Origin of the sequence: Citrobacter sp. Cpo069, from assembly GCF_030332785.1 — a bacterium.
Lineage (GTDB): Bacteria > Pseudomonadota > Gammaproteobacteria > Enterobacterales > Enterobacteriaceae > Citrobacter > Citrobacter portucalensis.
The window spans coordinates 1-24,273 of the sequence record NZ_JAOWHD010000037.1 but is presented as its reverse complement, the minus strand read 5'-3'; the positions used below and the strand labels follow the sequence as shown (position 1 = coordinate 24,273).

The window sequence follows — 24,273 nt, the reverse complement described above, 5'->3', positions numbered from 1 at the left end:
AGCCAACGGCGTGACATATTTTCATGCTGATAAATATAAATTATATATAAATATATAGTTGAGAAATTTTAATAGTAGCCAGTTTCACTCATTATATAAAACTAAGAGATTGCAACGCATATCTCCTGTGCTATATTTCGCGTGAAATTTACCCGCGATTGCTTTATTTATTATTTATTATTTATTATTTATTATTTATTATTTATTATTTATTATTTAATATACGCATAATATTTATTATCTATTATTATTTCATTCACCTGATATCAGGTAAAAATACGCAAAGGTTAATCCTATGATGACAAGACGTTCATTCGTCAGACAAGGCCTGGTGACTTCAACGAGTATGCTACTCGCCGGTATGACGGGCTTCAGCTTTAGCCAATTTGCCCGCGCGACAGAGAACCGCCGCTGGCAAATGCCTGATGAAGGCGCACCGCATGCGGCAACCTGGATGGCGTTTGGTGCCAGTGCGGAGATCTGGGAGCCTCATCTGCTACCGGTGGTGCAGGAAAACCTGGCGTTAGTTGCCAAAACCATCGCCGCATTTGAACCCGTGAATATGTTAGTACGCGAAGAAGACAGCGAGCTCGCCGCGCGTCTGTGCGGGCCGTCAGTCAATCTTCTGGTTCACCCAATAGACGATCTGTGGATCCGCGACACCGGGCCGGTGTTTGTGAAAAGCGCCAGCGGCGCGCTCGGCGGAGTGGGATTTAATTTCAACGGCTGGGGCAATAAGCAAGAGCACGAACGAGATGCCGATGTGGCTGAATTTGTTACTGATTACGTTCATGCTGAGTTTATCCGCTCAGTGCTGACTCTGGAAGGTGGCGGTATTGAGGTAGATGGTGAAGGAACAGCAATCATCACCGAGAGCTGCGTGCTTAACTCCAACCGTAATCCTGGCGTCAGCAAAGCCGAATGCGAAGAAGAACTAAAGCGACTGCTAGGTCTGGAGAAAATCATCTGGTTGCCAGGTATTGCCGGCAAGGATATTACCGACGGCCATACAGATTTTTACGCCCGATTCACGCATCCGGGTACGGTGGTGGCGGGTCTTGAGCAGGATCCGTCATCCTTTGATTACGCGATCACCCGACGTCATCTGGACATATTACGGGCCGCCACGGATGCCAAAGGCCGACGGTTGGAGGTAGTCACGCTGGAAGGACCTTCTACCATCCGCCAGACTTATGCGAGCGATGATTTCGCCGCGGGGTATATCAATTTTTATCTGTGTAATGATGCCGTCATTGCACCGCAATTTGGCGATAAGCGCACCGATCGTAATACCCATGCTATTTTGCAGGAGCTGTTTGCCGATCGTGAAATTATTCAGTTGAATATCGACGGTATCGCTGCCGGTGGCGGCGGTATTCACTGCGCGACACAGCAGCAGCCTCGTTAATGATTAACAATTGAGTGTGTTGTGGGAAGGTGGGGAAACTCACTTTCCTGACAATAACAGAATGATTCCCTTAGAAAGATGCCTCCGTAGGTTAAATTTTAATAAACAAAGCACTTAATTAACATTTATGAAATAAATACCATTAAAAGATAACACTTTAATAGCTTTCATCGATCTTTCATGGTATTTATGATCTGCTAAACCTATCGATAAAATCTATCAAAAGATTTATATTGATCGTTATTATCGATCGTATATTCTGTCTTAAATAATGACTAATGACAGAACTTTTATTATCAGTACAGCCACAAAGATTGTTCTCCCCTGCGTTGTGAAACACAGTGAAATTATCGAGGGTTACTTTTAAAAAATTCACATAACATATTTTAGAATGGTTTTCAATTAGCGAAAACATCCAAAAATACACATTTCGAACCTCTAGTCTAACCTGTTTTAAGTAGATGACTTAAATCGAGAACGGTGATAACTCACTGAGAATTGCGAATGATGATATTGCTAAGAAAAGCGGAAAATATAAATTTCATTAATACATTTAGAGACTATTTTTGTGTCGGCATCGCGTTTTTTGCATTACAGCTGGTCGCTGGTCATCTCAGTAAGCAAGAGGATGTTGCGGGTATAACACTGCATTTTTACGATCTCACTTTACCTCTCATTTCTGCACTGCTGGTTTTATACCGGCAAAAGGCACTGCCAATTTTGGCTACCTTTTTCTTGTATGCGCTTTACTCTTACTCTTTATCTTCGGTATTCACACTAACGGCTCAGCTACTGGCTGCTCTCATTAGCCAGACACTCTACTTTTTCTCGACAGGCAAACGAGGCGCGGTTAGCTTTGGTCGTAGCCAGCTTACAACCCAGCGTATTGTCTGGCTCGTGTGTTGCAACGCCTTACTATTCATCTCGATTGATCACTGGTTCCAGTCGAACACAGCCTCTGCACCGATCGCAAACCTTTTTACACTACAAACATTAATTAACTTACAGTGGCTGATGAACTCTTGCCTGACTGGCATCCCTTTTTGTTATCTGTTGCTTAGAAGCGTTCAAAATCCTGCATGGTGCATTCTATACATTAGACAAGTAAAGGCGCTGATAAAATCCGGCCCTCCTATTCTGTATCAAATATTATGGCTGGTGCTGTTACTCTGCATTATGTCCGCTTTGATCGTCATCAGAGAGGATATTCTTATATTTACAGACTATTCATTACTGTGGTTACTTCCAGTAATGCTATGGGGAGTGATCTGTATTGGCCATGCTTTGATATCCCCTGTATGGGTAACAATGCTTATCCTGTTGGGATATTATATAAACAGTTATATTCCACCTGCTAACTATAATAATTATTTACATAGTCTCGTGATTTCCTCCACGATAGTGTTTGTCTTTTCTATTACGATTGTTGTTACCGGTGTACTTGTGGTTCATAACCGAAAATATCTCCGCCGCCTCAAACAACTTTTTAGATCAGAGCCTAACACCGGACTGCCTAACTTTCAGGCCCTGCAAATGGACATCCGTAAACACGCAACAGAGTGCTTGTGTTACATCCGTTGTACAGAGTTGAATACGCTGGAGCAAACTCACGGAATAGAATTCCGTTTTGAATTTGTAAAAGCGCTAAGCGCATATGTACGTAAATTGATTAAGGGTACAGGTGACATTTATTACGCACCAGGTCATGGAATAATTCTTCGCCTTAATGCTGTCCCTGACATTCCTGATCTCTACAAGGACCTAAACTCTTTTCGTTTTATCTGGAAGGACTACCAATTAGGGCTATCTTGTGGTGTGGCATATACCACCGAGAAAAACCTGATTAAAAATTTATCACAAGCAATTAAGCATCTTAATACCCAAAGCTACATCTCGTTAATGCAGGGGCAACCGTTGTTACTCAGCCCGCAAGTGCCAGGTGATAAAATTGTCAGCCAGGCTGTCATTCGTCATATGTTGCAAAAGGCAATTGACAGAAAGTCGTTTGAGCTTATGGCTCAACCCATCGTATCAACGATGCTGGTTGTTCAGCCGATCGTTTCAACCACGGGACTGACACGTTATCACGAGATACTTATTCGGATAAAAATGGTTGATGGTAAGTTAATCTTTCCAGACACCATTCTACCGGTTGCTCGCGAGGCAGGATTACTTCCTGCGCTGGATATCACTGTTATAGAGCAAACATTTCGTTTTATACAGTCACGGCAGAAATCTGACCCTAACAGTCACTTCTCCATTAATCTGACGCCTGACTCGCTTAATAAAATTGATTTTCTTGATAATGTTTTTACATTGTTTAGAAAATACTCAATAGCACCTGAACGTATAATATTTGAAGTCATTGAATCAGATATTATTGACAACGCTAATGTCACTGATGTTCTGAGAGCACTACGTAAAGCTGGTTCTAAAATTGCTATTGATGATTTTGGCACAGGAGCATCAAGCTATTCACGACTACGAACATTAGATGCAGACATTCTGAAAATTGATGGTTCCTTCATCCGTAATATATTGACCGATGAATTTAGTCGATGCGCCGTCAGATCCTTCTGCGAAGTAGCAAAACTCAAAAACATGGAAGTAGTCGCTGAGTTTGTTGAAAATGAGGAAATTGAAAAGATGCTAATTACGATGGGTATTGGTTGGTTACAGGGATACCATATAGGGAAACCCGTTCCTATTGAGTTGGCTGAATTATAATTCAGTAATTATAATAATAATTATATTCCTACATTGATTTACTTACCGGCTCCCGTGCCGGTTTTTTTATTCCCTAAAACAAGCGGGACTTTAATTAAAGCAGGTATGCCGCGACCGTTTGCCGCGACATACCGTGTTTCATTTTTACCTCAACTCAGCCGAATGCTACGGCCTATTCAGCTTCCATCACTCCCAGGCGCGCTCAGATTTCGCGGCGTCAAACTGCGGCGGCGGTTTGCGAAAACGTCCGGTCAGCCAGGCAAGATACACCAGCCCAACGCCGGCCCATACCAGACCTAGCGTCAGCGATGTCACCTCAAGATTCACCCACAGTACGGCCACCGTGGCGGCACCGACCATTGGCAATACCAGATAGTGCAGCTTCTCCTGCCAGGTATGCTTGCGTCCTTCACGACGCCAGAAGTGGTTAAACACGGAGAGATTAACGAACGTAAAGGCCACCAGCGCACCAAAGTTAATCAACGCCGTGGCAGTCACCAGGTCAAAAAACAGGGCCGACAGCGCCACAATCCCGACCATGATGACGTTCAACGCGGGAGTACGCCATTTGGGATGGACATAACCAAAGTACTTCTCCGGGAAGACGTTATCGCGGCCCATCACGTACAGCAGACGCGAAACGCTGGCATGCGACGCCAGACCTGAAGCCAGCGTATTCACAAAGGTGGTACACAGGAAAATAGACTGGAACAGCTTGCCGCCGACGTACAGCGCAATCTCCGGTAGCGCCGCATCCGGGTCTTTGAATCGGCTAATGTCCGGGAAGAACAGTTGCATAAAGAACGAGGCAGCAATGAAGATCAGCCCACCGTACAGCGCGGTAAGAAAAATAGCTTTTGGAATGGTGCGCGCAGCATCCGGTGTCTCTTCAGATAGGGTCGTCACCGCGTCAAAGCCGAGAAACGAGAAGCAGACAATGGTCGCCCCGGTGATAATCGGGATCAAATGCGCATTCTGGCTGATAAACGGTTGCAGCGACCAGACGGTCCCAACCCCTTCCCCTTTGTGCAGCCCCTGCACCACGAGGAAAATGAACACCACGATGATCGCCACCTGCACCAGTACAAACAGCGCATTGAAGTTGGCTACCAGATTAACGCTTTTCAGATTGGCCGCGGTGAGGATCGCGACGAACATCACCACCCAAATCCATGGCGCAACCCCCGGGAACAGCGCGGAAAGGTAAATTTTCGCCAATAGTACGTTAATCATCGGCAGGAAAAGGTAGTCAAGCAGTGACGACCAGCCGACCATAAACCCGACATGCGGGTTGATCGCTTTTTGCGCATAGGTATAGGCCGAACCGGCCTGTGGAAACTGGCGCACCAGCTTTCCATAACTGATGGCGGTAAACAGTACTCCCGCCAGGGCCAGCAGGTAGGAGGCCGGAACATGGCCATTGCTGATACCCGAAACAATGCCAAAGGTGTCAAACACCGTCATCGGCGTGAGATAGGCAAGCCCCATCACCACCACCTGCCACAGTTTCAGGGATTTACGCAGCTGTGCTTTGCTCGGCTGGGCAGAATGATCAACAGAAGAGTTAGTCGACATAGTTTTCCTCCCCGCTACGAGTCCAGATCTGCGTTCGAAACGTGGGTACAGCAGACCTGGGTCGTGTCGGGGAGGAATGGCATAAAAAAGGCGTCAATGGGGTACGGCACAGATGCGGTCCGTATTTACTGCGGGAGCCATGAATACTCACGCGGGGCGGGTTTTTAAACATTGGCATCATCACATTTCCTCGTCACAAACTCTGTCGGTTATCTGAAGACCCGTTGTCGCCCGCGCTCCATTACGCGACATCCGGGAAATGGCAGGTATTCCTGCAATTTTTACGGGCTGGCTCCGCTCAGCCCGCATGATGCGACTTCTTTTTCAATGACCTGTACAACGGTCAGGCGTTTTTCAGCATCCACTCAATTTCAGTGTCGGTAATCAGACGTTCAAACTGGATAAGCTCATCGTTTTTGCAGGCGTGATACACATGGCTAAACCGCTCACCCAATAGTTCACGCAGACTGTCATTTTGCATAAACTCCCACAGCGCATCGCTCTGGCGAATCGGGAACGGCAGCCCTTCCTGCTCCAGACCGTTACCCTCAACTTCTTCTTGTAACGGCAGTTCGTTATCCAGACCGTGAAGGATCCCCGCCAGAATGGTCGACATCACCAGATACGGGTTGGCATCAGCCCCCGCTACGCGATATTCAACCCGATGGTTATCACGGTCGCCGCAGGGAATACGCAGCGCCACTGTACGATTGTTGTGCCCCCAGGATGCCTGGGTCGGAACATACATCCCCGGCTGGAAGCGGCGATAGGAGTTCACATTCGGCGCCAGCAGCGCCATTGATGCGGGCATCAGATCAATCATCCCGGCAAGCGCACGCTTTAATAACGCGGAATCATCGCCATTCGCATCAGCCAGCACGTTCTCACCTTTGTTATTCATGACGCTGATGTGGATATGCATCCCGCTACCGGCATGCTCCTCATAAGGCTTTGCCATAAACGTGGCATGCATCTTATGTTTCTCCGCCACCAGCCGTACCAGACGTTTCAGCGCCAGCGCGTCATCGCAGGCGTCGAGCACGTTGTCGGTATGGTAGAGGTTGATTTCAAACTGCCCTGGGGAGGCTTCAGCCACCGCGCCGTCGGCCGGGATCAGCTGCAAACGGGCCAGTTCATCGATATCGTTCAGCACATCAGCAAAGTGGTTCAGGTTATCAACCGAATAAACCTGACTTTGGGTATTTCGATCGTCCGTTCCCGGCGCGCATGGCGGCTGCAGATAACCTTCGGGATCGCGCTTACGATCGAGTAAATAGAACTCCAGCTCTACCGCTACGACGGGGAACAGACCGCGCTGGCGAAGTTTCTGCCAGAGTCGGTTTAGTACGTTCCGCGGCTCAACGTCAAAGGGAGCGCCATCTTCATCCAGCATCGTCAGCATCATCTGCGCAATAAATTCCGGATCGGCAGCCGAAGGGGTTAACGTACCTGCCACGGGTACACAGGTCCGATCCGGTTCGCCAAGCTCCTGGCCTAATCCCGCCTCTTCGACCACATTGCCCAGAATATCCATCGCGAAAACGGATGCCGGGAAATAGCAGCCTTTCTCTAACTTATGCAATCCCGCAACGGGAAGGCGTTTACCGCGAAAACAGCCATTAAGGTCGGTTAACAACACATCCACATACTGCGTATTAGGATAGCGTTCCAGATATTGCTTAACTTCGCGCGCAAACGCGCTACTTCGTCTCTCTTCAGAATGCTGAACAAAATTCTCAACTTCTACGATATTGGTTTCCATGATTCACCGCCGTTGGCCTGGTAAGCTGTTCTGTGACTTGACTGTTAAATATAATGTCCACCCTTCGACTCTGGATGCAAACAAATTGTTTGTCAAATGTTAAATTAAGTTTGCTAGAAGGTTATTCCGCTGCTAGATTGAGAAAATAATGAACGGAATGGCACAACAAGGAACCGTTTGGCAATAATTTATTCCAAAACGTGAGGTCGATCATGGGCAATATATTTGACAAGCCAGTTATTGGTGTAGTGATGTGTAGGAACAGGCTTAAGGGTCACCAGACCCAGACTCTGCAAGAAAAGTACCTGAATGCGGTATTAAATGCCGGTGGATTACCGATAGCGCTTCCCCATGCGCTTGCGGAACCCGAATTGTTGAACGCGCTGTTACCGAAACTGGACGGTATCTTCCTGCCAGGAAGCCCAAGCAATGTGCAGCCGCACCTCTATGGTGAAAATGGCGATGAGTCTGACGCCGATCCCGGGCGTGATCTTCTGAGCATGGCGCTAATTACCGCCGGGCTCGAAAGGCGCATTCCCATTTTCGCCATCTGCCGGGGCTTGCAGGAATTAGTTGTCGCCACTGGCGGGACTCTGTATCGTCGCCTGTGCGATCACTCACAGTTCCTGGAACATCGTGAAGATGCGGAACTCCCGGTGGAGCAGCAATATGCACCATCTCATGAAGTCCAGGTTCAACAGGGAGGATTGCTATCTCAGTTAATACCAGGTTGCAGCACGTTTTGGGTTAACTCCTTGCATGGTCAGGGCGCAAAAACCCTTGGCCCGCAGCTGCGCGTGGAAGCACGCTCGCAGGATGGATTAGTGGAAGCTGCCAGCGTCCATGACCATCCTTTCGCGCTCGGCGTGCAGTGGCACCCGGAATGGAACAGTAGCGAATACGCCCTGTCGCGTTTGTTACTTGAAGGTTTTATCACCGCTTGTCAGAACCACCTCGCTGAAAAACAGCGACTCTGACCACTACAGTTAAGGAAATGCAATTATGAGCGATGACGGCCTGGCGCCGGGTAAACGTTTGTCAGAGATCCGCCAGCAATTGGGTCTTTCGCAGCGTCGTGCCGCCGAACTGTCTGGGTTAACGCATAGCGCCATCAGCACCATAGAGCAGGATAAAGTCAGTCCTGCCATCAGTACGCTGCAAAAGCTATTGAAAGTATATGGGCTGTCGCTCTCCGAGTTCTTCGCGGAACCGGAAAAGCCTGACGAACCGCAGGTGGTTATCAATCAGGATGATTTGATTGAGATCGGGAGTCAGGGAGTATCCATGAAGCTGGTACACAACGGAAATCCGAATCGTACGCTGGCAATGATGTTTGAAACCTATCAGCCAGGCACGACAACCGGGGAGAGAATTAAACATCAGGGTGAAGAGATTGGCACAATACTGGAAGGTGAAGTGATACTGACCATCAACGGTCAAACGTATCCTCTTGTTGCAGGGCAAAGCTATGCCATTAACACCGGCATACCACACAGCTTCAGCAACACCTCGGCAGGGATCTGCCGCATCATCAGTGCCCACACTCCCACCACTTTCTAATAAGTAGCGGCCTGAGTTTCTCAGGCCTTCTTAAATAACGCGCATTAACAGGGTACATCCCTGGGGCATCGTGCAGCCTGATTTTGCCTGAAAAAGATCAGCAACGAACTTTATCTTATTGATATAAAAGGAGTAGCTATGAACTTTCAGAATCTTAAATATTGGCGTGAGAAAGCTAGCCATTATTCACCAGAGACCCGTTTATTTATTAACGGCGAATATTGTGCCGCCGCTGATAACGAAACCTTTATTACGCTGGATCCGGCAGGACAACGTCCTCTGGCTAAAGTCGCCCGCGGTAAAAAAGCGGATGTGGATCGCGCGGTCACCGCAGCCCGTACCGTCTTTGAACGCGGAGACTGGTCGCAAGCATCACCCGCAGAGCGCAAAGCGGTACTGCACAAACTCGCCGATTTAATGGAGCAGCATCACGAGGAGCTGGCGCTACTGGAAACGCTCGATACCGGTAAACCGATTCGCCATAGCCTGCGTGATGATATTCCCGGCGCGGCACGCGCCATCCGCTGGTATGCCGAAGCTATAGATAAAGTCTATGGCGAAGTTGCCACCACCTCGGTGAACGATCTGGCACTGATTGTGCGCGAACCGGTAGGCGTGATTGCGGCCATTGTACCGTGGAACTTTCCTCTGCTTCTGGCCTGCTGGAAACTCGGCCCGGCACTGGCTGCGGGTAACAGCGTGATCCTCAAGCCTTCCGAAAAATCACCGCTGACCGCCATTCGCCTGGCTGCGCTGGCTAAAAAAGCAGGTTTGCCCGATGGCGTTCTCAGCGTTGTTAGCGGGTATGGTCACGAAGCGGGTCAGGCGTTGTCACAACATCCGGATGTTGACGTGATCACCTTTACCGGCTCGACCCGTACCGGCAAGCAACTGCTCAAAGATGCTGGCGACAGCAACATGAAACGCGTCTGGCTGGAGGCCGGAGGTAAAAGCGCCAATATCGTGTTTGCCGACTGCCCGGATCTGCCGAAAGCCGCCGCTAATGCAGCGGCAGGTATCTTCTATAACCAGGGCCAGGTTTGTATCGCCGGGACGCGTCTGCTACTGGAAGAGAGCATTGCCGACGAGTTCATCGCCCTGCTGAAAGAGCAGGCGAAAAACTGGCAGCCCGGCAACCCGCTGGATCCTGACACCACGATGGGCACGCTTATCGACAATGCGCATGCCGACACCGTGCACGGTTTTATTCGCGACGGTGAAGCGCAAGGCACGCTGGCGCTGGATGGCCGCAGCCACGTACATCCGGCCGCTATCGGCCCGACTATTTTTGTCGATACCGCACCGCAGGCCCACGTTAGCCGTGATGAAATCTTCGGCCCGGTACTGGTCATCACCCGTTTTAGCAGCGAAGCCGAAGCCCTGGCGCTGGCCAACGACAGCGACTACGGCCTGGGTGCCGCGGTCTGGACCCGCGATTTGTCGCGCGCCCATCGCATGAGTCGTCGCCTGAAGGCCGGTTCGGTCTTCGTGAATAACTACAACGACGGTGATATGACCGTGCCGTTCGGCGGTTATAAGCAAAGCGGTAACGGACGCGATAAATCCCTGCATGCGCTGGAAAAATTTAGCGAACTGAAAACCATCTGGATCTCCCTGGAGTCTTAATCATGACTGAACATACCAGCAGTTATTACGCCGCAAGCGCCAATCAGTACGAACCGTTTCCGACCCTTAGCGAATCGGTTAGCTGTGATGTTTGCGTCGTGGGCGGTGGTTATACCGGACTATCCTCCGCCCTGCATTTAGCGGAAATGGGTTACGACGTGGTGCTACTGGAATCCGCGCGTATTGGTTTCGGGGCCAGCGGACGTAACGGTGGTCAGTTGGTGAACTCCTACAGTCGCGATATCGACGTCATCGAACGTACCTATGGCCCGGACGCCGCTAAAATGCTCGGTGGAATGATGTTTGAAGGCGGCAATATCATCCGCGAACGCATCAAGCGTTATCAGATCGAATGCGACTATCGTCCCGGCGGGCTGTTTGTCGCGCTGAACCACAAACAGATGGAAACGCTGGAAGAGCAGAAGTCGAACTGGGAACGCTACGGCAACACGCAGCTTGAACTGTTAGACAGCAGTGAAATTCGTCGCGAAGTCAGCAGCGATCGTTATGTCGGCGCGCTGCTCGACCACAGCGGTGGTCATATTCACCCGCTGAACCTGGCGATTGGCGAAGCTAACGCCATTCGTCTGAACGGCGGACGCGTCTTTGAGCAGTCGCCAGTCACCCGTATTCAGCACACCAGCCCGGCGGTGGTCAGCACTGAAAAAGGCCAGGTGACGGCCCGCTTTGTGATCGTCGCGGGCAACGCCTATCTTGGTGACAAACTGGAACCTGCGCTGGCAAAAAGCAGCATGCCGTGTGGCACGCAGGTATTAACCACCGAACCGCTGTCGGCGGAGATGGCGCGCTCGCTGATCCCGAAAAACTACTGTGTGGAAGATTGTAACTACCTGCTCGATTACTACCGTCTGACCGGGGATAACCGCCTGCTGTACGGCGGTGGTGTGGTCTACGGCGCTCGCGATCCGGACGATATTGAGCGTCTGGTGATGCCGAAACTGCTGAAGACCTTCCCGCAATTGCAGGGGGTAAAAATTGATTACCGCTGGACCGGTAATTTCCTGTTAACGCTGTCTCGTATGCCGCAGTTCGGCCGTCTTGATACCAACATTTACTATATGCAGGGCTACAGCGGCCACGGCGTGACCTGTACTCACCTGGCAGGACGCCTGATTTCCGAACTGCTGCGCGGGGATGCCGAGCGCTTTGACGCGTTCGCCAACCTGCCGCACTACCCGTTCCCGGGAGGCCGCAGCCTGCGCATTCCGTTTACCGCCATGGGGGCGGCATATTACAGCTTACGCGATCGCCTTGGGGTTTAAGTTCTTCCGCGATAAACCCGACGCACAGGGCGATTCCCCCTGTGCGTTTTTTTATTCCTGGAAAGCGAAAAACAGGTAACAGGTACGAAAATATCGCAATAGGACATAACCACACTCTTTGCATTGTTTCTCCCTTCCGATCGGATACGCTTTTTTAGATATCGCTGGCGGCATGCGCCAGACTCAACGGGGGAAGAAACGCGTGTTATGAATACGAATAATGAGGAGACCTTTTATCAGGCGATGCGCCGGAAGGGAGTGAGCCGACGCAGTTTTCTTAAATACTGTAGCCTCGCCGCAACATCGCTGGGATTAGGGGCTGGAATGACGCCCCGAATAGCCTGGGCGTTGGAGAACAAACCCCGGATCCCGGTCGTCTGGATCCACGGGCTGGAATGCACCTGCTGTACCGAATCGTTTATTCGCTCCTCGCACCCACTCGCCAAAGACGTCATCCTCTCTCTGATTTCCCTCGATTACGACGACACACTGATGGCCGCCGCCGGAACCCAGGCCGAAGAGGTATTTGAAGACATTCTGAGCCGCTACCACGGCCGATATATTCTGGCAGTCGAGGGCAACCCTCCGCTGGGCGAGCAAGGGATGTTTTGCATCAGTAGCGGGCGACCGTTTATTGAAAAACTAAAACGAGCCGCCGCAGGTGCCAGCGCGATTATCGCCTGGGGAACCTGCGCCTCCTGGGGCTGCGTACAGGCTGCCCGGCCTAACCCCACCCAGGCGACACCAATCGATAAGGTGATCACCGATAAGCCGATCGTGAAAGTGCCCGGCTGCCCGCCGATTCCGGATGTCATGAGCGCCATCATTACCTACATGGGGACATTTGATCGTTTGCCTGAACTCGATCGTTTGGGGCGTCCGCTGATGTTCTATGGTCAGCGTATTCACGATAAATGCTACCGCCGCGCCCACTTTGACGCCGGGGAGTTCGTTGAGAGTTGGGACGATGACGCCGCCCGCAAAGGCTATTGCCTGTACAAAATGGGCTGCAAAGGGCCAACCACCTATAACGCCTGTTCCACCACCCGCTGGAATGGTGGCGTTTCTTTCCCCATCCAGTCCGGCCACGGTTGTCTGGGATGTTCGGAAAACGGCTTCTGGGATCGCGGTTCGTTCTACAGCCGCGTGGTTGATATTCCACAAATGGGGACGCATTCAACCGCCGATACCGTGGGCCTCACCGCGCTAGGCGTCGTGGCGGCCGGTGTCGGTGTTCACGCAGTCGCCAGCGCCGTCAATCAACACAACCGCCACAAACAGCAACTAGCCGACGCCGGACAACAGTCGCCAGACAATAAGGATAAACAGGCATGAGCAATTCGTATCAAACCCAGGGATATACGGTCAATAATGCCGGTCGCCGCCTGGTTGTCGACCCCATCACGCGCATTGAAGGCCATATGCGTTGTGAAGTGAACATTAATGAGCAAAACATCATCACCAACGCGGTTTCCTGCGGCACCATGTTCCGCGGGCTGGAGATCATTCTACAGGGGCGCGACCCGCGCGATGCCTGGGCATTTGTCGAACGAATTTGCGGAGTGTGCACCGGCGTACATGCGCTCGCCTCGGTCTATGCCATTGAGGACGCTATTGGCATAAAGGTGCCCGACAACGCCAACATCATTCGCAATATTATGCTGGCGACGCTGTGGTGCCACGACCATCTGGTGCACTTTTACCAGTTAGCCGGAATGGACTGGATTGACGTGCTGAACGCCCTGAAAGCAGATCCGCGCGCCACATCGCAGTTGGCACAAAGCCTTTCAGCCTGGCCGATGTCTTCTCCTGGCTACTTCTTTGACGTTCAAAATCGCCTGAAGAAATTTGTCGAAGGCGGTCAGTTGGGGATTTTTCGCAACGGTTATTGGGGACATCCGCAGTACAAACTGTCGCCAGAGGCCAACCTGATGGGCTTTGCCCACTATCTGGAAGCGCTCGATTTTCAGCGCGAGATCATCAAAATCCATACGGTGTTTGGCGGTAAAAATCCGCATCCGAACTGGATTGTCGGCGGGATGCCGTGCGCTATCAATATCGATCAGAGCGGCGCGGTAGGCGCAGTCGATATGGAACGCCTGAACCTGGTGCAGTCAATCATCACCCGTACCGCTGATTTCATCAACAACGTCATGGTGCCTGACGCACTGGCTATCGGCCAGTTCAATAAACCCTGGAGCCAGATTGGCACCGGGCTTTCTGATAAGTGCGTCTTAAGCTACGGCGCGTTCCCGGATATCGCCAATGACTTCAGTGCGAAGAGCCTGTTGATGCCTGGCGGCGCGGTGATTAATGGTGATTTTAACAACGTCATGCCGGTGGACCTGGACGATCAGCAGCAAATTCAGGAGTTTGTCGATCATGCCTGGTATCGTTATCCGGACGATCAATTAGGTCGCCACCCGTTCGAAGGGATTACTGAACCCTGGTACAACCCGGGCGATGTCAAAGGCAGCGATACCGATATCAAGCAGCTCAACGAACAGGAACGCTATTCGTGGATTAAAGCCCCGCGCTGGCGGGGACACGCTATGGAAGTTGGGCCGTTGGCGCGTACGCTGATTGCCTATCACAAAGGGGATGCCGCCACGATTGAATCCGTGGATCGCATGATGTCCGCCCTCAAGCTGCCGCTGTCGGGTATGCAATCAACGCTGGGACGTATTCTGTGTCGCGCGCACGAAGCGCAGTGGGCCGTGAGCAAGCTGCAATATTTCTTCGACAAGCTGATGACCAACCTGAAAAACGGCAATCTGGCTACCGCAAATACCGAAAAGTGGGAGCCTGAAAGTTGGCCGCAGCACTGTCGCGGGATCGGTTTTACCGAAGCGCCGCGCGGAGCATTAGGCCACTGGGCATCGATTCGCGACCAGAAGATCGACCTGTATCAATGCGTGGTGCCGACCACCTGGAATGCCAGCCCGCGCGATCCAAAGGGACAAATTGGCGCTTACGAGGCGGCGCTGATGGGCACCCAAATGGCGATACCGGATCAACCGTTGGAGATCCTGCGCACCTTGCACAGCTTCGACCCCTGCCTGGCATGTTCAACCCACGTACTCGGCGACGACGGCAGCGAACTTATCGCCGTCCAGGTTCGCTAAGCGTTAAGGAACGGAACGATGACTGGAAAAACATCCCCACGCGTCGGGGAGGCGCGTGATACCACCACCAGCCACTATGTGTTTGAAGCGCCAGTACGCTTGTGGCACTGGCTGACGGTGGGCTGCATGTTGGTGTTGATGGTGACCGGATACTTCATTGGCCGACCGCTGCCGTCGGTCAGCGGTGAGGCCACTTATCTGTTCTATATGGGCGACATTCGGCTGGTGCATTTCGCCGCCGCCATGGTGTTCACGGTGATACTGCTGATGCGCATTTACTGGGCCTTCGTCGGTAACTGTTATTCACGCGAACTGTTTATCGTGCCGGTCTGGCGGCGCAGCTGGTGGCAGGGTGCGTATTCTGTGGTGCGTTGGTATCTGTTTCTGGAAAAAAAACCGGGAGATGATATCGGTCATAACCCCATCGCGCAGGCGGCGATGTGCGGTTATTTCCTGCTTTCCGTTTTTATGATCCTCACCGGTTTTGCCTTATACAGCGAACATAGCCAGTACGCCATTTTTACCCCTTTCCGCTATGTGACAGAGTTTTTCTACTGGACCGGCGGGAACTCTCTCGATATCCACAGCTGGCATCGGTTAGGGATGTGGTTCATCGCCGCCTTCATCGTAGGCCATGTGTATATGGCGATTCGTGAGGACATCATGTCTGACGAGACCGTCATCTCAACCATGATTAACGGCTTTCGTAGCCATAAGTTTCCCAAGGGTCAGCACGATAAGGAGGCGTCATGAGCGAACCTAACGTCATCGTGATGGGCTTAGGCAACCTGCTGTGGGCAGATGAAGGGTTTGGTATTCGCCTCGCTGAGCGCCTGTACGCTCATTATCACTGGCCTGAATCGGTAGAGATTGTTGACGGCGGCACGCAGGGACTGAATCTGCTGGGCTACGTTGAGCAGGCCAGCCATTTGCTGCTGCTTGACGCCATCGACTACGGGCTTGAGCCGGGAACCCTGCAAACTTACGCCGGAGACAAAGTCCCGAGTTACCTCAGCGCTAAAAAAATGAGTCTGCATCAGAACAGCTTCTCTGAAGTGCTGGCTCTGGCGGATATTCGCGGCCATCTCCCCGCGCACATCGCTCTGGTGGGACTACAGCCGGTACAGCTGGACGACTATGGCGGCAGCCTGACCGACATCGCGCGCGCTCAGCTCCCGGCGGCAGAACAGGCCGCGCTTACGCAACTGGCCGCGTGGGGCATTGCGCCACAGACAAGCGATGAAACGCGTTGCCTGAACTATGACTGCCTGTCGATGGAAAACTATGAAGGCGTGCGTATTCGCCAGTATCGCGTAACGCTGGAGAGATAATTAACATGTTGAATGACCAACCGTTTTCTGCGCTATGGCAGCGAATGCTGGCTAAGGGCTGGCAACCGCTGAGCGCATCTGAACTGGATGACTGGATAACCCGCGTGCGTAATGGCGTGGTCCTGCTCAGTAGCGATCCTCGCCGTACACCGGAAGTCAGCGATAACCCGGTCATGATTGCCGAGTTGCTCCGCGAGTTTCCCCAGTTTGACTGGCACATCGCCATGGCGGATCTTGAACACAGCGAGGCGATCGGCGATCGCTTTGGCGTGTTCCGTTTTCCGGCTACCCTGGTGTTTACCCAGGGTGAGCTGCGCGGCATTCTCAGCGGTATCCACCCGTGGGCCGACCTGCTCAACCTGATGCGTCCCCTCGTTGAACAACGCATACCGCCGGAGTCTGCATGATGAGCGATTCCTTTTTTCATCTGCTGGGGCCAGGAACGCAGCCGGGTGATGACAGCTTCAGCATGAATCCCTTGCCCCTCACCTGCCAGGTCAACAGCGACCCCAGCATGGCAACACTGGAAAACTGTCCGCACAGCCCGGCGGTGATGGCATTGTTAGCCGATGTGCGCCACCAGCTCACCCAGAGAATTCCCGCCAAACAGGATGTGCTGGGATGGGATTTATCCTCGCTCAATGCAGACGATCTCACCTTTCTGAATACGCTACTCGGCGAAGGCGAAGTTTCCGTACGCATTCAGCATGCTGACGGCAGGGCGAGCGAGATTCAGGAGTCGATTTTCTGCGGTATCTGGCGGGTGCGTTGTCAGGATGACAAGGGGCAATGGCAGGAACATCTGGAAGTAGGCAGCGCACCACGGGCACTGTGGCAGGCGGCAACAATCAATACGCTGCCGGACGATAGCCTGCTGCCTCCGCCTATAGATGGGTTGATGAATGGCCTGACGCTGGCCCAGGAACTGCTGGCGCACGTGCGCGATCCGGCAGCGCAACCCCATAGCATTAACCTCACCCAACTGCCGATTAGCGACGCGGATCGCCTGTTCCTCGCCCGCCTGTGCGGCGAAGGGCACATTCAAATCCGCACCATCGGCTACGGCGAGAGCCAAATCGACGCCACGGCGCTGCGCCATGTCTGGCATGTTCGCTGTCTGGATACCCTGAAAGGGCTTCTGCTTGAGAGTTATGAGATCTGTCCGTTGCCGGAACTGGTGTTGGCCGCACCGGAAGATCTGCTCGACTCGCTCGAGCGGCTGGATGAAGTCTGCGGCTGGCTGGCATCCGGCCCGCCTGCCTGATCCCCTCTTTAGACCCGCGTACTTTTCTACTGCGGGTCTGACGTTTTCTTCCTTACCTATTCACTCTCTAATGCCTGATGGAGTTCGCATGTGGGACGTCATTGACCTATCGCGCTGGCAGTTTGCGCTGACCGCGCTGTACCATTTTCTGTTTGTTCCCCTGACGCTGGGGCTGATTTTTTTGCTAGCCATCATGGAAACCCTGTTCGTGGTGACCGGCAAAACAGTCTACCGCGACATGACGCGTTTCTGGGGAAAGCTATTCGGTATTAACTTTGCGCTCGGCGTGGCAACCGGCCTGACCATGGAGTTTCAGTTCGGTACTAACTGGTCGCTCTATTCCAACTATGTGGGTGATATTTTCGGTGCCCCGCTGGCGATGGAAGCCTTGATGGCCTTCTTTCTTGAATCCACCTTCGTGGGGCTGTTCTTCTTTGGCTGGCAGCGCTTAAACAAGTATCAGCATTTACTGGTGACCTGGCTGGTTGCGTTTGGCTCTAACATTTCGGCCCTGTGGATCCTCAACGCCAACGGCTGGATGCAATATCCAACTGGCGCTCACTTTAATATTGATACCCTGCGCATGGAGATGACCAGCTTTAGCGAGCTGGTCTTTAACCCCGTCAGCCAGGTGAAATTTGTGCATACCGTGATGTCTGGTTATGTCACCGGCGCCATGTTTGTGATGTCCATCAGCGCCTGGTATTTGCTGCGTGGTCGCAATCGCGAGTTCGCCCGGCGCTCCTTCGCGGTGGGTTCCGTCTTTGGCACGCTGGCTATCCTCGGCACGCTACAACTGGGTGATAGCTCAGCCTTTGAGGTCGCCCAGCTCCAGCCAGTAAAACTGGCGGCAATGGAGGGCGAATGGCAAACCGAACCGGCCCCCGCGCCCTTTCATGTCATCGCCTGGCCGCAGCAGGAGCAAGAGCGTAACGCCTTTGCCGTGAAAATACCGGCCCTGCTGGGTATTCTGGCGACCCACTCTTTAGATACGCCGGTTCCGGGGCTGAAAAACCTGATGGCGGACGCGCTCCCACGCCTGCAGCGGGGCCGTGAGGCGTGGTTACTGATGCAGGAAATTGCCAAAGGTAACCGCACGCCTCAGGTACTGAACGCTTTTCACGCTGTGGAGAAAGATCTGGGTTACGGCATCCTGCTGGCGAACTACGCGCCTGACATGAACCACGTTACGCCAGCGCAATATCAGGCCGCGCAACGCGGCACCATTCCGCAAGTGGCCCCCGTGTTCTGGAGCTTTCGCATCATGATTGCATGCGGTTCGCTGCTGCTATTGGTGATGGCGATTGCGTTGATACAGACCTTACGCTGGCGTATCGACCAGCATCGCTGGGTACTGCGCATGACACTATGGAGCCTGCCGCTCCCGTGGATTGCCATCGAAGCTGGCTGGTTTATGACGGAGTTTGGCCGCCAGCCGTGGGCGATTCAGGATATTTTGCCGACATGGTACGCCCACTCCGCGCTGAGCGCAGGCCAACTGGCCTTCTCGATGGGGCTAATTCTCACGCTTTACACCCTGTTTTTAATTGCTGAGGTCTACCTGATGCAGAAATACGCGCGCCTTGGTCCAGATGCAATGCATAACCAGCAACCAGCGCAACAACAGGGATAAAGGAGACAATCATGTTGGATTATGAAACGTTGCGGCTCATTTGGTGGCTGCTGATTGGCATCATTCTGGTGGCCTTTATGGTCACTGACGGGTTTGATATGGGGGTCGGCTGCCTGTTACCGCTGATCGCGCGAAACGATGATGAGCGACGGGTGTTAATCAATAGCGTCGGGGCGCACTGGGAAGGTAACCAGGTGTGGCTCATTCTGGCGGGTGGTGCATTATTCGCGGCCTGGCCGCGGGTCTATGCCGCCGCATTTTCGGGGTTTTATGTGGCAATGATCCTGGTGCTGTGTGCCCTTTTCTTTCGCCCGTTGGCCTTTGATTATCGCGGCAAAATAGCCAATGCACGCTGGCGTGCTATGTGGGACACCGGGTTGGTTATCGGGAGCCTGGTCCCTCCTGTTATCTTCGGCGTCGCGTTCGGCAACCTGTTCTTGGGCGTACCTTTTATCTTCACACCACAGCTTCATGTGCAATACCTTGGCACTTTCTGGCAGTTACTCTCCCCCTTTGCGCTGCTGTGCGGCGCATTAAGCCTGATGCTGGTTATTCTGCAAGGGGGCGTGTGGCTCCAGTTGAAGACCGACGGCATTCTTCACCAACGCGCGCTCTCTGCTACCCGTCGTAGCGCAATGCTGGTCGTGCTCTGCTTTCTGTTAGCCGGTTACTGGCTATGGACGGGGATCGACGGCTATGTGTTGCTTAGCCAGGATCCGAATGGTCCTTCCAACCCGCTGTTAAAAATGGTAACGACCTCACCGGGCGCGTGGATGGCGCACTTTTATCAGTCACCACTGCTGTTAATTATTCCGCTGCTTGGCATGATGTTCCCGATGCTCGCGATCTATGCCTGCGGGCAACGTCGGGCCGTATGGGGATTTTTGTGCGCTTCACTGACCCAGGCCTGCGTGATCTTCACCGCCGGAATCACCCTGTTTCCGTTTGTGATGCCTTCAAGCGCGTATCCGCTCTCTAGCCTGACGGTGTGGGACAGTACCTCCAGCCAGATGACGCTCAGTATCATGCTGGTTATTGTGCTGATTTTTCTACCGATCGTTCTGCTTTATACCGTGTGGAGTTATTACAAAATGCTGGGACGAATCAATGTAGAAACGATCCGCCGCCACAATCACGAACTTTACTAGGGAGGACCGTACGATGTGGTATCTGTTTTGGTTTGTCGGCATTCTGCTGATGTGCGCACTCTCCACGCTGGCACTGGTCTGGCTGGAGTCGCGGCAGAAATAATACTGCGCGTGCGCTACGCTTTCTGGCTCTCCGGTTTATTCGGGGAGCTTTTTTATCCCCTTTCCATCAGCTCGCCAAGGCGCCGAATCTGCCGTCCCTGGTGATCGAAATTACCCTCATCGAGCCACAGATCGTAGGCAGGACGGAGTATCGGGTACTCGCCGTCGATGATTGAGTACCATGCGGTATCACGATTTCGTCCACGGGTAACGATAGCCTGCCGAAATATACCTTCAAAACTGAAGCCAAAGCGCTCTGCCGCCCTACGGGAAGGCTCATTGAAGGCATCACATTTCCATTCAAAACGGCGATAGCCCAGATCCTCAAAAACGTACTTTAAAAGCAATGATATGACTTCCGTTGAAATTCGCGTGCGTTTCATGTGTACGGAGTAGGAAACATGGCCAACCTCGATCACGCCATTTGCGGGATCAATCCGCATAAGAGCAAACGTACCAACAGGTTTCATACTGGTTAAATCGATCACGGCAAAATGCATCGGATCTGTCTGTTCTTCCATGTTTTTTAAATAAACCAGGAAGGCATCAAAAGTTTCAAAAGGTCCGACCGCCAGATATGTCCAGTCACGACAATCGCTTGCTTCGCAGTACGCTTCATACAACTCTTTTGCATGGCGTTCGGTGTTAATGCGTTCAAGCTTACAATAGCGACCTGTAATTTGCTGAGCCTGTGGAAAGGGTGCGCCTTTCCAGTCAGACAAAGTCATACCTACGGGTTGTTGGAATTGATTAAAGACGCCCGGCATATCTGTACCTCTTACAAAACAGAACTAAACCAGCGCAGGGTATGATCAAACTGAGCGGCCCAAAAGAACCACAATGCGTGTTTTTAACGGATCCACACTATTTTAGTGTACAAAAAACAGGCGCTATATTTTTACCCGTAGCGAAAGAAACGTATTTACTGCATTAATGCTAAGAGCGGAATAAATTATAATTTAAATAACCTGAGCCAAACGGCGAATCCCATCAACAATTGCCTCTACCGGATGATTTGCAAAACCAATCAAAATCCCCTGTCGTGAGACATCGCTCTGGTAATAACGACTTAGTGATAGTATTCCCATCCCTAGTAATCTGGCTTGCTCCTCAACTTCATTTCCGGTTAATCCGTTTTGTAGCCAGCACACAATATGGACGCCAGAGTCAGAAGGCTGCACAATCATTTTATCAGCCAGGTATTCTTGAATAGCATTGACCAGCGCAGTTCTTCTTTCATAGCATGCCTTACGAATTCGGCGCACATGACTGGCATAGTGACCATCCTCAATAAAATTCGCCATCACAGCCTGTTCAAGATAACTGGTGCCAAGATCGGAAAAATATTTCGTCACCATAATTTGTTCTTGTAAACCCGGCGGGACAACTAAAAAACCTAAACGGAATTCCGGGTACATCATTTTAGAAAATGTTCCGGCGTAGATTACGCGTTGATTCTGATCTAATCCTTGCAGAGCTTGTAAAGAACGGTCGGCATAACGGAACTCGCTATTATAGTCATCTTCAAATATCCATGCCTGATTCAACTTCGCCCATTCCAGCAACTCAAAACGCCGGGATAAACTTAACGTTCCACTTAATGGATATTGATCCGACGGGACGACATAGGCCAACTTAGCGTCAGGAAAATGATCAATACCATAGCGGACGTTCATTCCCTCGCTATCTACCGGTACGGGCCTCACCATCGCGCCAACTGACATGAAGGCTCCGCGGGCGCCTTTGTAACCCGGGTCGTCCAGCCAAACGTCACTTCCTGCCGACAGCAACGCTCGTGCGGTAATGTTCAATGCCTGTTGAATACCATTTACGATGATTATCTGATCTTCGTTACAGTTCACTCCACGCGTTGTTTTAATGTAGCGGCAAACCGCTTTTCTCAAAGGAAGGTACCCGCAAGGATGAGTGTGAGCGCCCAGTTGATGCCGGGATTGTCTCCAGACACGTTGCAGTAGCTTTCCCCATAACGCATGCGGGAAGAGATCCGTACACCCGACACCAACCGCAAATAGGCGGTTCATGCCGCGCCCTTCATACTCATTTGACCACAAATCGCGAACAGGATTATTTCGGCTGTGAACCTGTTCATCAGGCGAGACAACGTCCCCCGACGCTATCTTTGGATAGCTATTGCTGATACTCCGATCCGGAATATTATGTGAGACATATGTTCCAGACCCTTTACGGGTCTGGATATACCCTTCATCTAATAGCCTGTCATAACCGGCGATCGCTGAGTTTCGTGAAATTGACATCATCTCGGACAATGCCCTGGTTGACGGCATTTTTGTTCCTGGCGGCAATCGCCCTTCGAGGATGTGATCGCGGAGGATGTGGTAAACCTGCTCCTTAACCGCGCCTTTTCCTAAAACAAATCCTTGAAATAAAGGCGCATTGTTTTTCTTCATTGTATTAACCTTTATACTAAAAGTGGATCCTATCAATATATCGAAAGTGTCTCTTTACGAGAATTTATAAAGTTCTTAGTATCATCATACTAACACATTACTCGTATAAAATATCAGGATATATATGACTAACATGAATACCGTTACTATTGAATGTGCAGAACAAAAAGACTACGCCAGCTGGCTTCCTTTATGGATAAACTATCAAACATTTTATCGCACTAAAATTTCAGATAAAGTAACAAAATTAACTTGGGAGCGTTTCCTTACCCCGAGCGAACCTGTTTATTGTGCTGTTGCCAAATATGATGGGAAAATAGTGGGACTGGTGCATTATCTCTTTCACCGTTCAACATGGGCAGAATCCAACTATTGCTATCTCGAAGATTTATTTGTTAGCGAAGAGGTACGTGGTCAACATATCGGTAAACAGCTTATCGAGTATGTCCAACAACAAGCCAAAAAACACCACGCGTCAAGATTATACTGGCATACGCATGAAACCAATCTCCGTGGACAACGTCTGTATGACTGGGTGGCCCAAAAGAGCGGGATGATCGAATATCGTATGTAAGGATAATAATACTCAGGATAGTATTTAATTATTCAGTACTAAAAAATAAATATCCTCCGGCATAGCCGGAGGTTTTTCTGATGCGCCTATAAGGCTCTGTTACCAGCCGCGCCCTAACAGGCGCATACGATCTGACATTTGCATCAGACTTCGTTACTTACGGCCCGTAAACGGGCTACCCGGATAAGGGATCGATAACTGCTCGCCCATTTTATCCTCTGCAAGCTGGTGCTTTATGTATTCCTGTATCCTTGCTGTGTTCTTACCCACCGTATCTACGTAATACCCACGACACCAGAACTCCCTGTTCCTGTATTTAAACTTCATATCACCAAACTGCTCATACAACATCAGACTGCTTTTACCTTTCAGATAACCCATAAAACCGGATACGCTCATTTTGGGCGGGATTTCCACAAGCATATGGATATGATCTGCACAGCATTCCGCTTCCAGGATCCGCACGTTTTTCCACTCACACAGCTTTCTTAAGATGCTGCCTATCGCCCTACGTTTCTCCCCGTAGAATGCTTGTCTTCGGTATTTGGGCGCAAAAACTATGTGATATTTACAGTTCCATCGGGTGTGCGCTAAGCTCTTTTCGTCCCCCATTGGGACCCCCTTTTGATTTCTTGTTTAACCCTTGCAGTTGCCAGACCGCAAGGTGTTTTAACAAATCAAAAGGGGTTTTAATAACTGGCCCAAAGCTGAAAGCTTTCCGGAACC

The 24,273-nt window shown here is 51.4% G+C and carries 21 protein-coding genes; 16 read left to right on the top strand and 5 right to left on the bottom strand.

Annotated elements, in window-relative coordinates; all coding sequences use genetic code 11:
• The first annotated feature begins 295 nt into the window (after window positions 1-295).
• A complete protein-coding gene (locus tag OGY08_RS02735) occupies window positions 296-1,408 on the top strand; it encodes an agmatine deiminase family protein (protein ID WP_198801629.1) in 1,113 nt (370 codons plus the stop codon).
• A gap of 504 nt (window positions 1,409-1,912) precedes the next feature.
• The gene (locus tag OGY08_RS02730; protein ID WP_241176658.1) at window positions 1,913-4,135 is read left to right on the top strand and encodes an EAL domain-containing protein; all 2,223 of its coding nucleotides are present in this window, start codon (window positions 1,913-1,915) and stop codon (window positions 4,133-4,135) included.
• Between the two features lie 186 nt (window positions 4,136-4,321).
• Here the strand turns inward: OGY08_RS02730 and OGY08_RS02725 are convergent, their stop codons facing one another.
• Window positions 4,322-5,710: an APC family permease gene (locus tag OGY08_RS02725; RefSeq protein WP_103285712.1), complete on the bottom strand. Its 1,389-nt coding sequence runs from the start codon at window positions 5,708-5,710 to the stop codon at window positions 4,322-4,324.
• Between the two features lie 343 nt (window positions 5,711-6,053).
• Window positions 6,054-7,472, bottom strand: a complete 1,419-nt coding sequence (locus tag OGY08_RS02720) for a glutamine synthetase family protein (protein WP_003830879.1) — start codon at window positions 7,470-7,472, stop codon at window positions 6,054-6,056.
• Window positions 7,473-7,684: 212 nt separating this feature from the next.
• On the opposite strand from OGY08_RS02720, the gene puuD reads away from it, so the two are divergent.
• From puuD to cbdX, 13 genes are all read left to right on the top strand, one after another.
• A complete protein-coding gene (gene puuD / locus OGY08_RS02715) occupies window positions 7,685-8,449 on the top strand; it encodes a gamma-glutamyl-gamma-aminobutyrate hydrolase (RefSeq protein ID WP_043015313.1) in 765 nt (254 codons plus the stop codon).
• Between the two features lie 25 nt (window positions 8,450-8,474).
• Window positions 8,475-9,032, top strand: coding sequence for an HTH-type transcriptional regulator PuuR (puuR, locus tag OGY08_RS02710; RefSeq protein WP_003830877.1), 558 nt, complete (start codon window positions 8,475-8,477; stop codon window positions 9,030-9,032).
• Between the two features lie 138 nt (window positions 9,033-9,170).
• The gene (gene puuC, locus OGY08_RS02705; protein ID WP_267455807.1) at window positions 9,171-10,658 is read left to right on the top strand and encodes an aldehyde dehydrogenase PuuC; all 1,488 of its coding nucleotides are present in this window, start codon (window positions 9,171-9,173) and stop codon (window positions 10,656-10,658) included.
• A 2-nt stretch (window positions 10,659-10,660) separates the two neighbouring features.
• Window positions 10,661-11,941 (top strand): NAD(P)/FAD-dependent oxidoreductase, encoded by a 1,281-nt coding sequence (locus OGY08_RS02700; RefSeq protein ID WP_103015317.1) that lies wholly within the window; start codon window positions 10,661-10,663, stop codon window positions 11,939-11,941.
• Between the two features lie 207 nt (window positions 11,942-12,148).
• Window positions 12,149-13,276, top strand: coding sequence for a hydrogenase 1 small subunit (gene hyaA, locus OGY08_RS02695; protein WP_286565563.1), 1,128 nt, complete (start codon window positions 12,149-12,151; stop codon window positions 13,274-13,276).
• A complete protein-coding gene (gene hyaB, locus OGY08_RS02690) occupies window positions 13,273-15,066 on the top strand; it encodes a Ni/Fe-hydrogenase large subunit (RefSeq protein WP_032942453.1) in 1,794 nt (597 codons plus the stop codon). The genes hyaA and hyaB overlap by 4 nt, the downstream gene beginning before the upstream one ends.
• 18 nt (window positions 15,067-15,084) lie before the next feature.
• Entirely contained in the window at window positions 15,085-15,819 is a 735-nt protein-coding gene (hyaC, locus tag OGY08_RS02685) for a Ni/Fe-hydrogenase b-type cytochrome subunit (RefSeq protein WP_241176656.1), read from the top strand.
• The gene (gene hyaD, locus OGY08_RS02680) at window positions 15,816-16,397 is read left to right on the top strand and encodes a hydrogenase 1 maturation protease (RefSeq protein WP_128612361.1); all 582 of its coding nucleotides are present in this window, start codon (window positions 15,816-15,818) and stop codon (window positions 16,395-16,397) included. The genes hyaC and hyaD overlap by 4 nt, the downstream gene beginning before the upstream one ends.
• Window positions 16,398-16,402: 5 nt before the next feature.
• Window positions 16,403-16,804: a hydrogenase-1 operon protein HyaE gene (gene hyaE, locus OGY08_RS02675; protein WP_128612362.1), complete on the top strand. Its 402-nt coding sequence runs from the start codon at window positions 16,403-16,405 to the stop codon at window positions 16,802-16,804.
• Window positions 16,804-17,661: a hydrogenase expression/formation protein gene (locus tag OGY08_RS02670; RefSeq protein ID WP_241176707.1), complete on the top strand. Its 858-nt coding sequence runs from the start codon at window positions 16,804-16,806 to the stop codon at window positions 17,659-17,661. The genes hyaE and OGY08_RS02670 overlap by 1 nt, the downstream gene beginning before the upstream one ends.
• Window positions 17,662-17,749: 88 nt before the next feature.
• Window positions 17,750-19,294 (top strand): cytochrome bd-II oxidase subunit 1, encoded by a 1,545-nt coding sequence (gene appC, locus OGY08_RS02665; RefSeq protein WP_079935098.1) that lies wholly within the window; start codon window positions 17,750-17,752, stop codon window positions 19,292-19,294.
• An 11-nt stretch (window positions 19,295-19,305) separates the two neighbouring features.
• Window positions 19,306-20,442, top strand: a complete 1,137-nt coding sequence (gene appB, locus OGY08_RS02660) for a cytochrome d ubiquinol oxidase subunit II (protein ID WP_057068765.1) — start codon at window positions 19,306-19,308, stop codon at window positions 20,440-20,442.
• 13 nt (window positions 20,443-20,455) lie between these two features.
• Window positions 20,456-20,545 carry a cytochrome bd-II oxidase subunit CbdX gene (cbdX, locus tag OGY08_RS02655; protein WP_003830863.1) on the top strand — a complete coding sequence of 30 codons (90 nt, stop codon included), beginning with the start codon at window positions 20,456-20,458 and terminating at the stop codon, window positions 20,543-20,545.
• Window positions 20,546-20,597: 52 nt separating this feature from the next.
• Here cbdX and OGY08_RS02650 read toward each other — a convergent pair whose 3' ends face one another.
• Window positions 20,598-21,311 (bottom strand): GNAT family N-acetyltransferase, encoded by a 714-nt coding sequence (locus tag OGY08_RS02650; RefSeq protein WP_241176655.1) that lies wholly within the window; start codon window positions 21,309-21,311, stop codon window positions 20,598-20,600.
• A gap of 192 nt (window positions 21,312-21,503) precedes the next feature.
• On the bottom strand, window positions 21,504-22,973 hold the full coding sequence (gene pdxR / locus OGY08_RS02645) for a MocR-like pyridoxine biosynthesis transcription factor PdxR (RefSeq protein WP_079935095.1): 1,470 nt from the start codon (window positions 22,971-22,973) through the stop codon (window positions 21,504-21,506).
• Window positions 22,974-23,097: 124 nt separating this feature from the next.
• Here pdxR and OGY08_RS02640 point away from each other — a divergent pair, with 124 nt between their 5' ends.
• Complete coding sequence (locus OGY08_RS02640) at window positions 23,098-23,547, top strand: GNAT family N-acetyltransferase (protein WP_079935094.1); 450 nt, start codon at window positions 23,098-23,100, stop codon at window positions 23,545-23,547.
• Window positions 23,548-23,700: 153 nt separating this feature from the next.
• Here OGY08_RS02640 and tnpA read toward each other — a convergent pair whose 3' ends face one another.
• On the bottom strand, window positions 23,701-24,159 hold the full coding sequence (tnpA, locus tag OGY08_RS02635) for an IS200/IS605 family transposase (RefSeq protein ID WP_057069660.1): 459 nt from the start codon (window positions 24,157-24,159) through the stop codon (window positions 23,701-23,703).
• Between the last annotated feature and the right edge of the window lie 114 nt (window positions 24,160-24,273).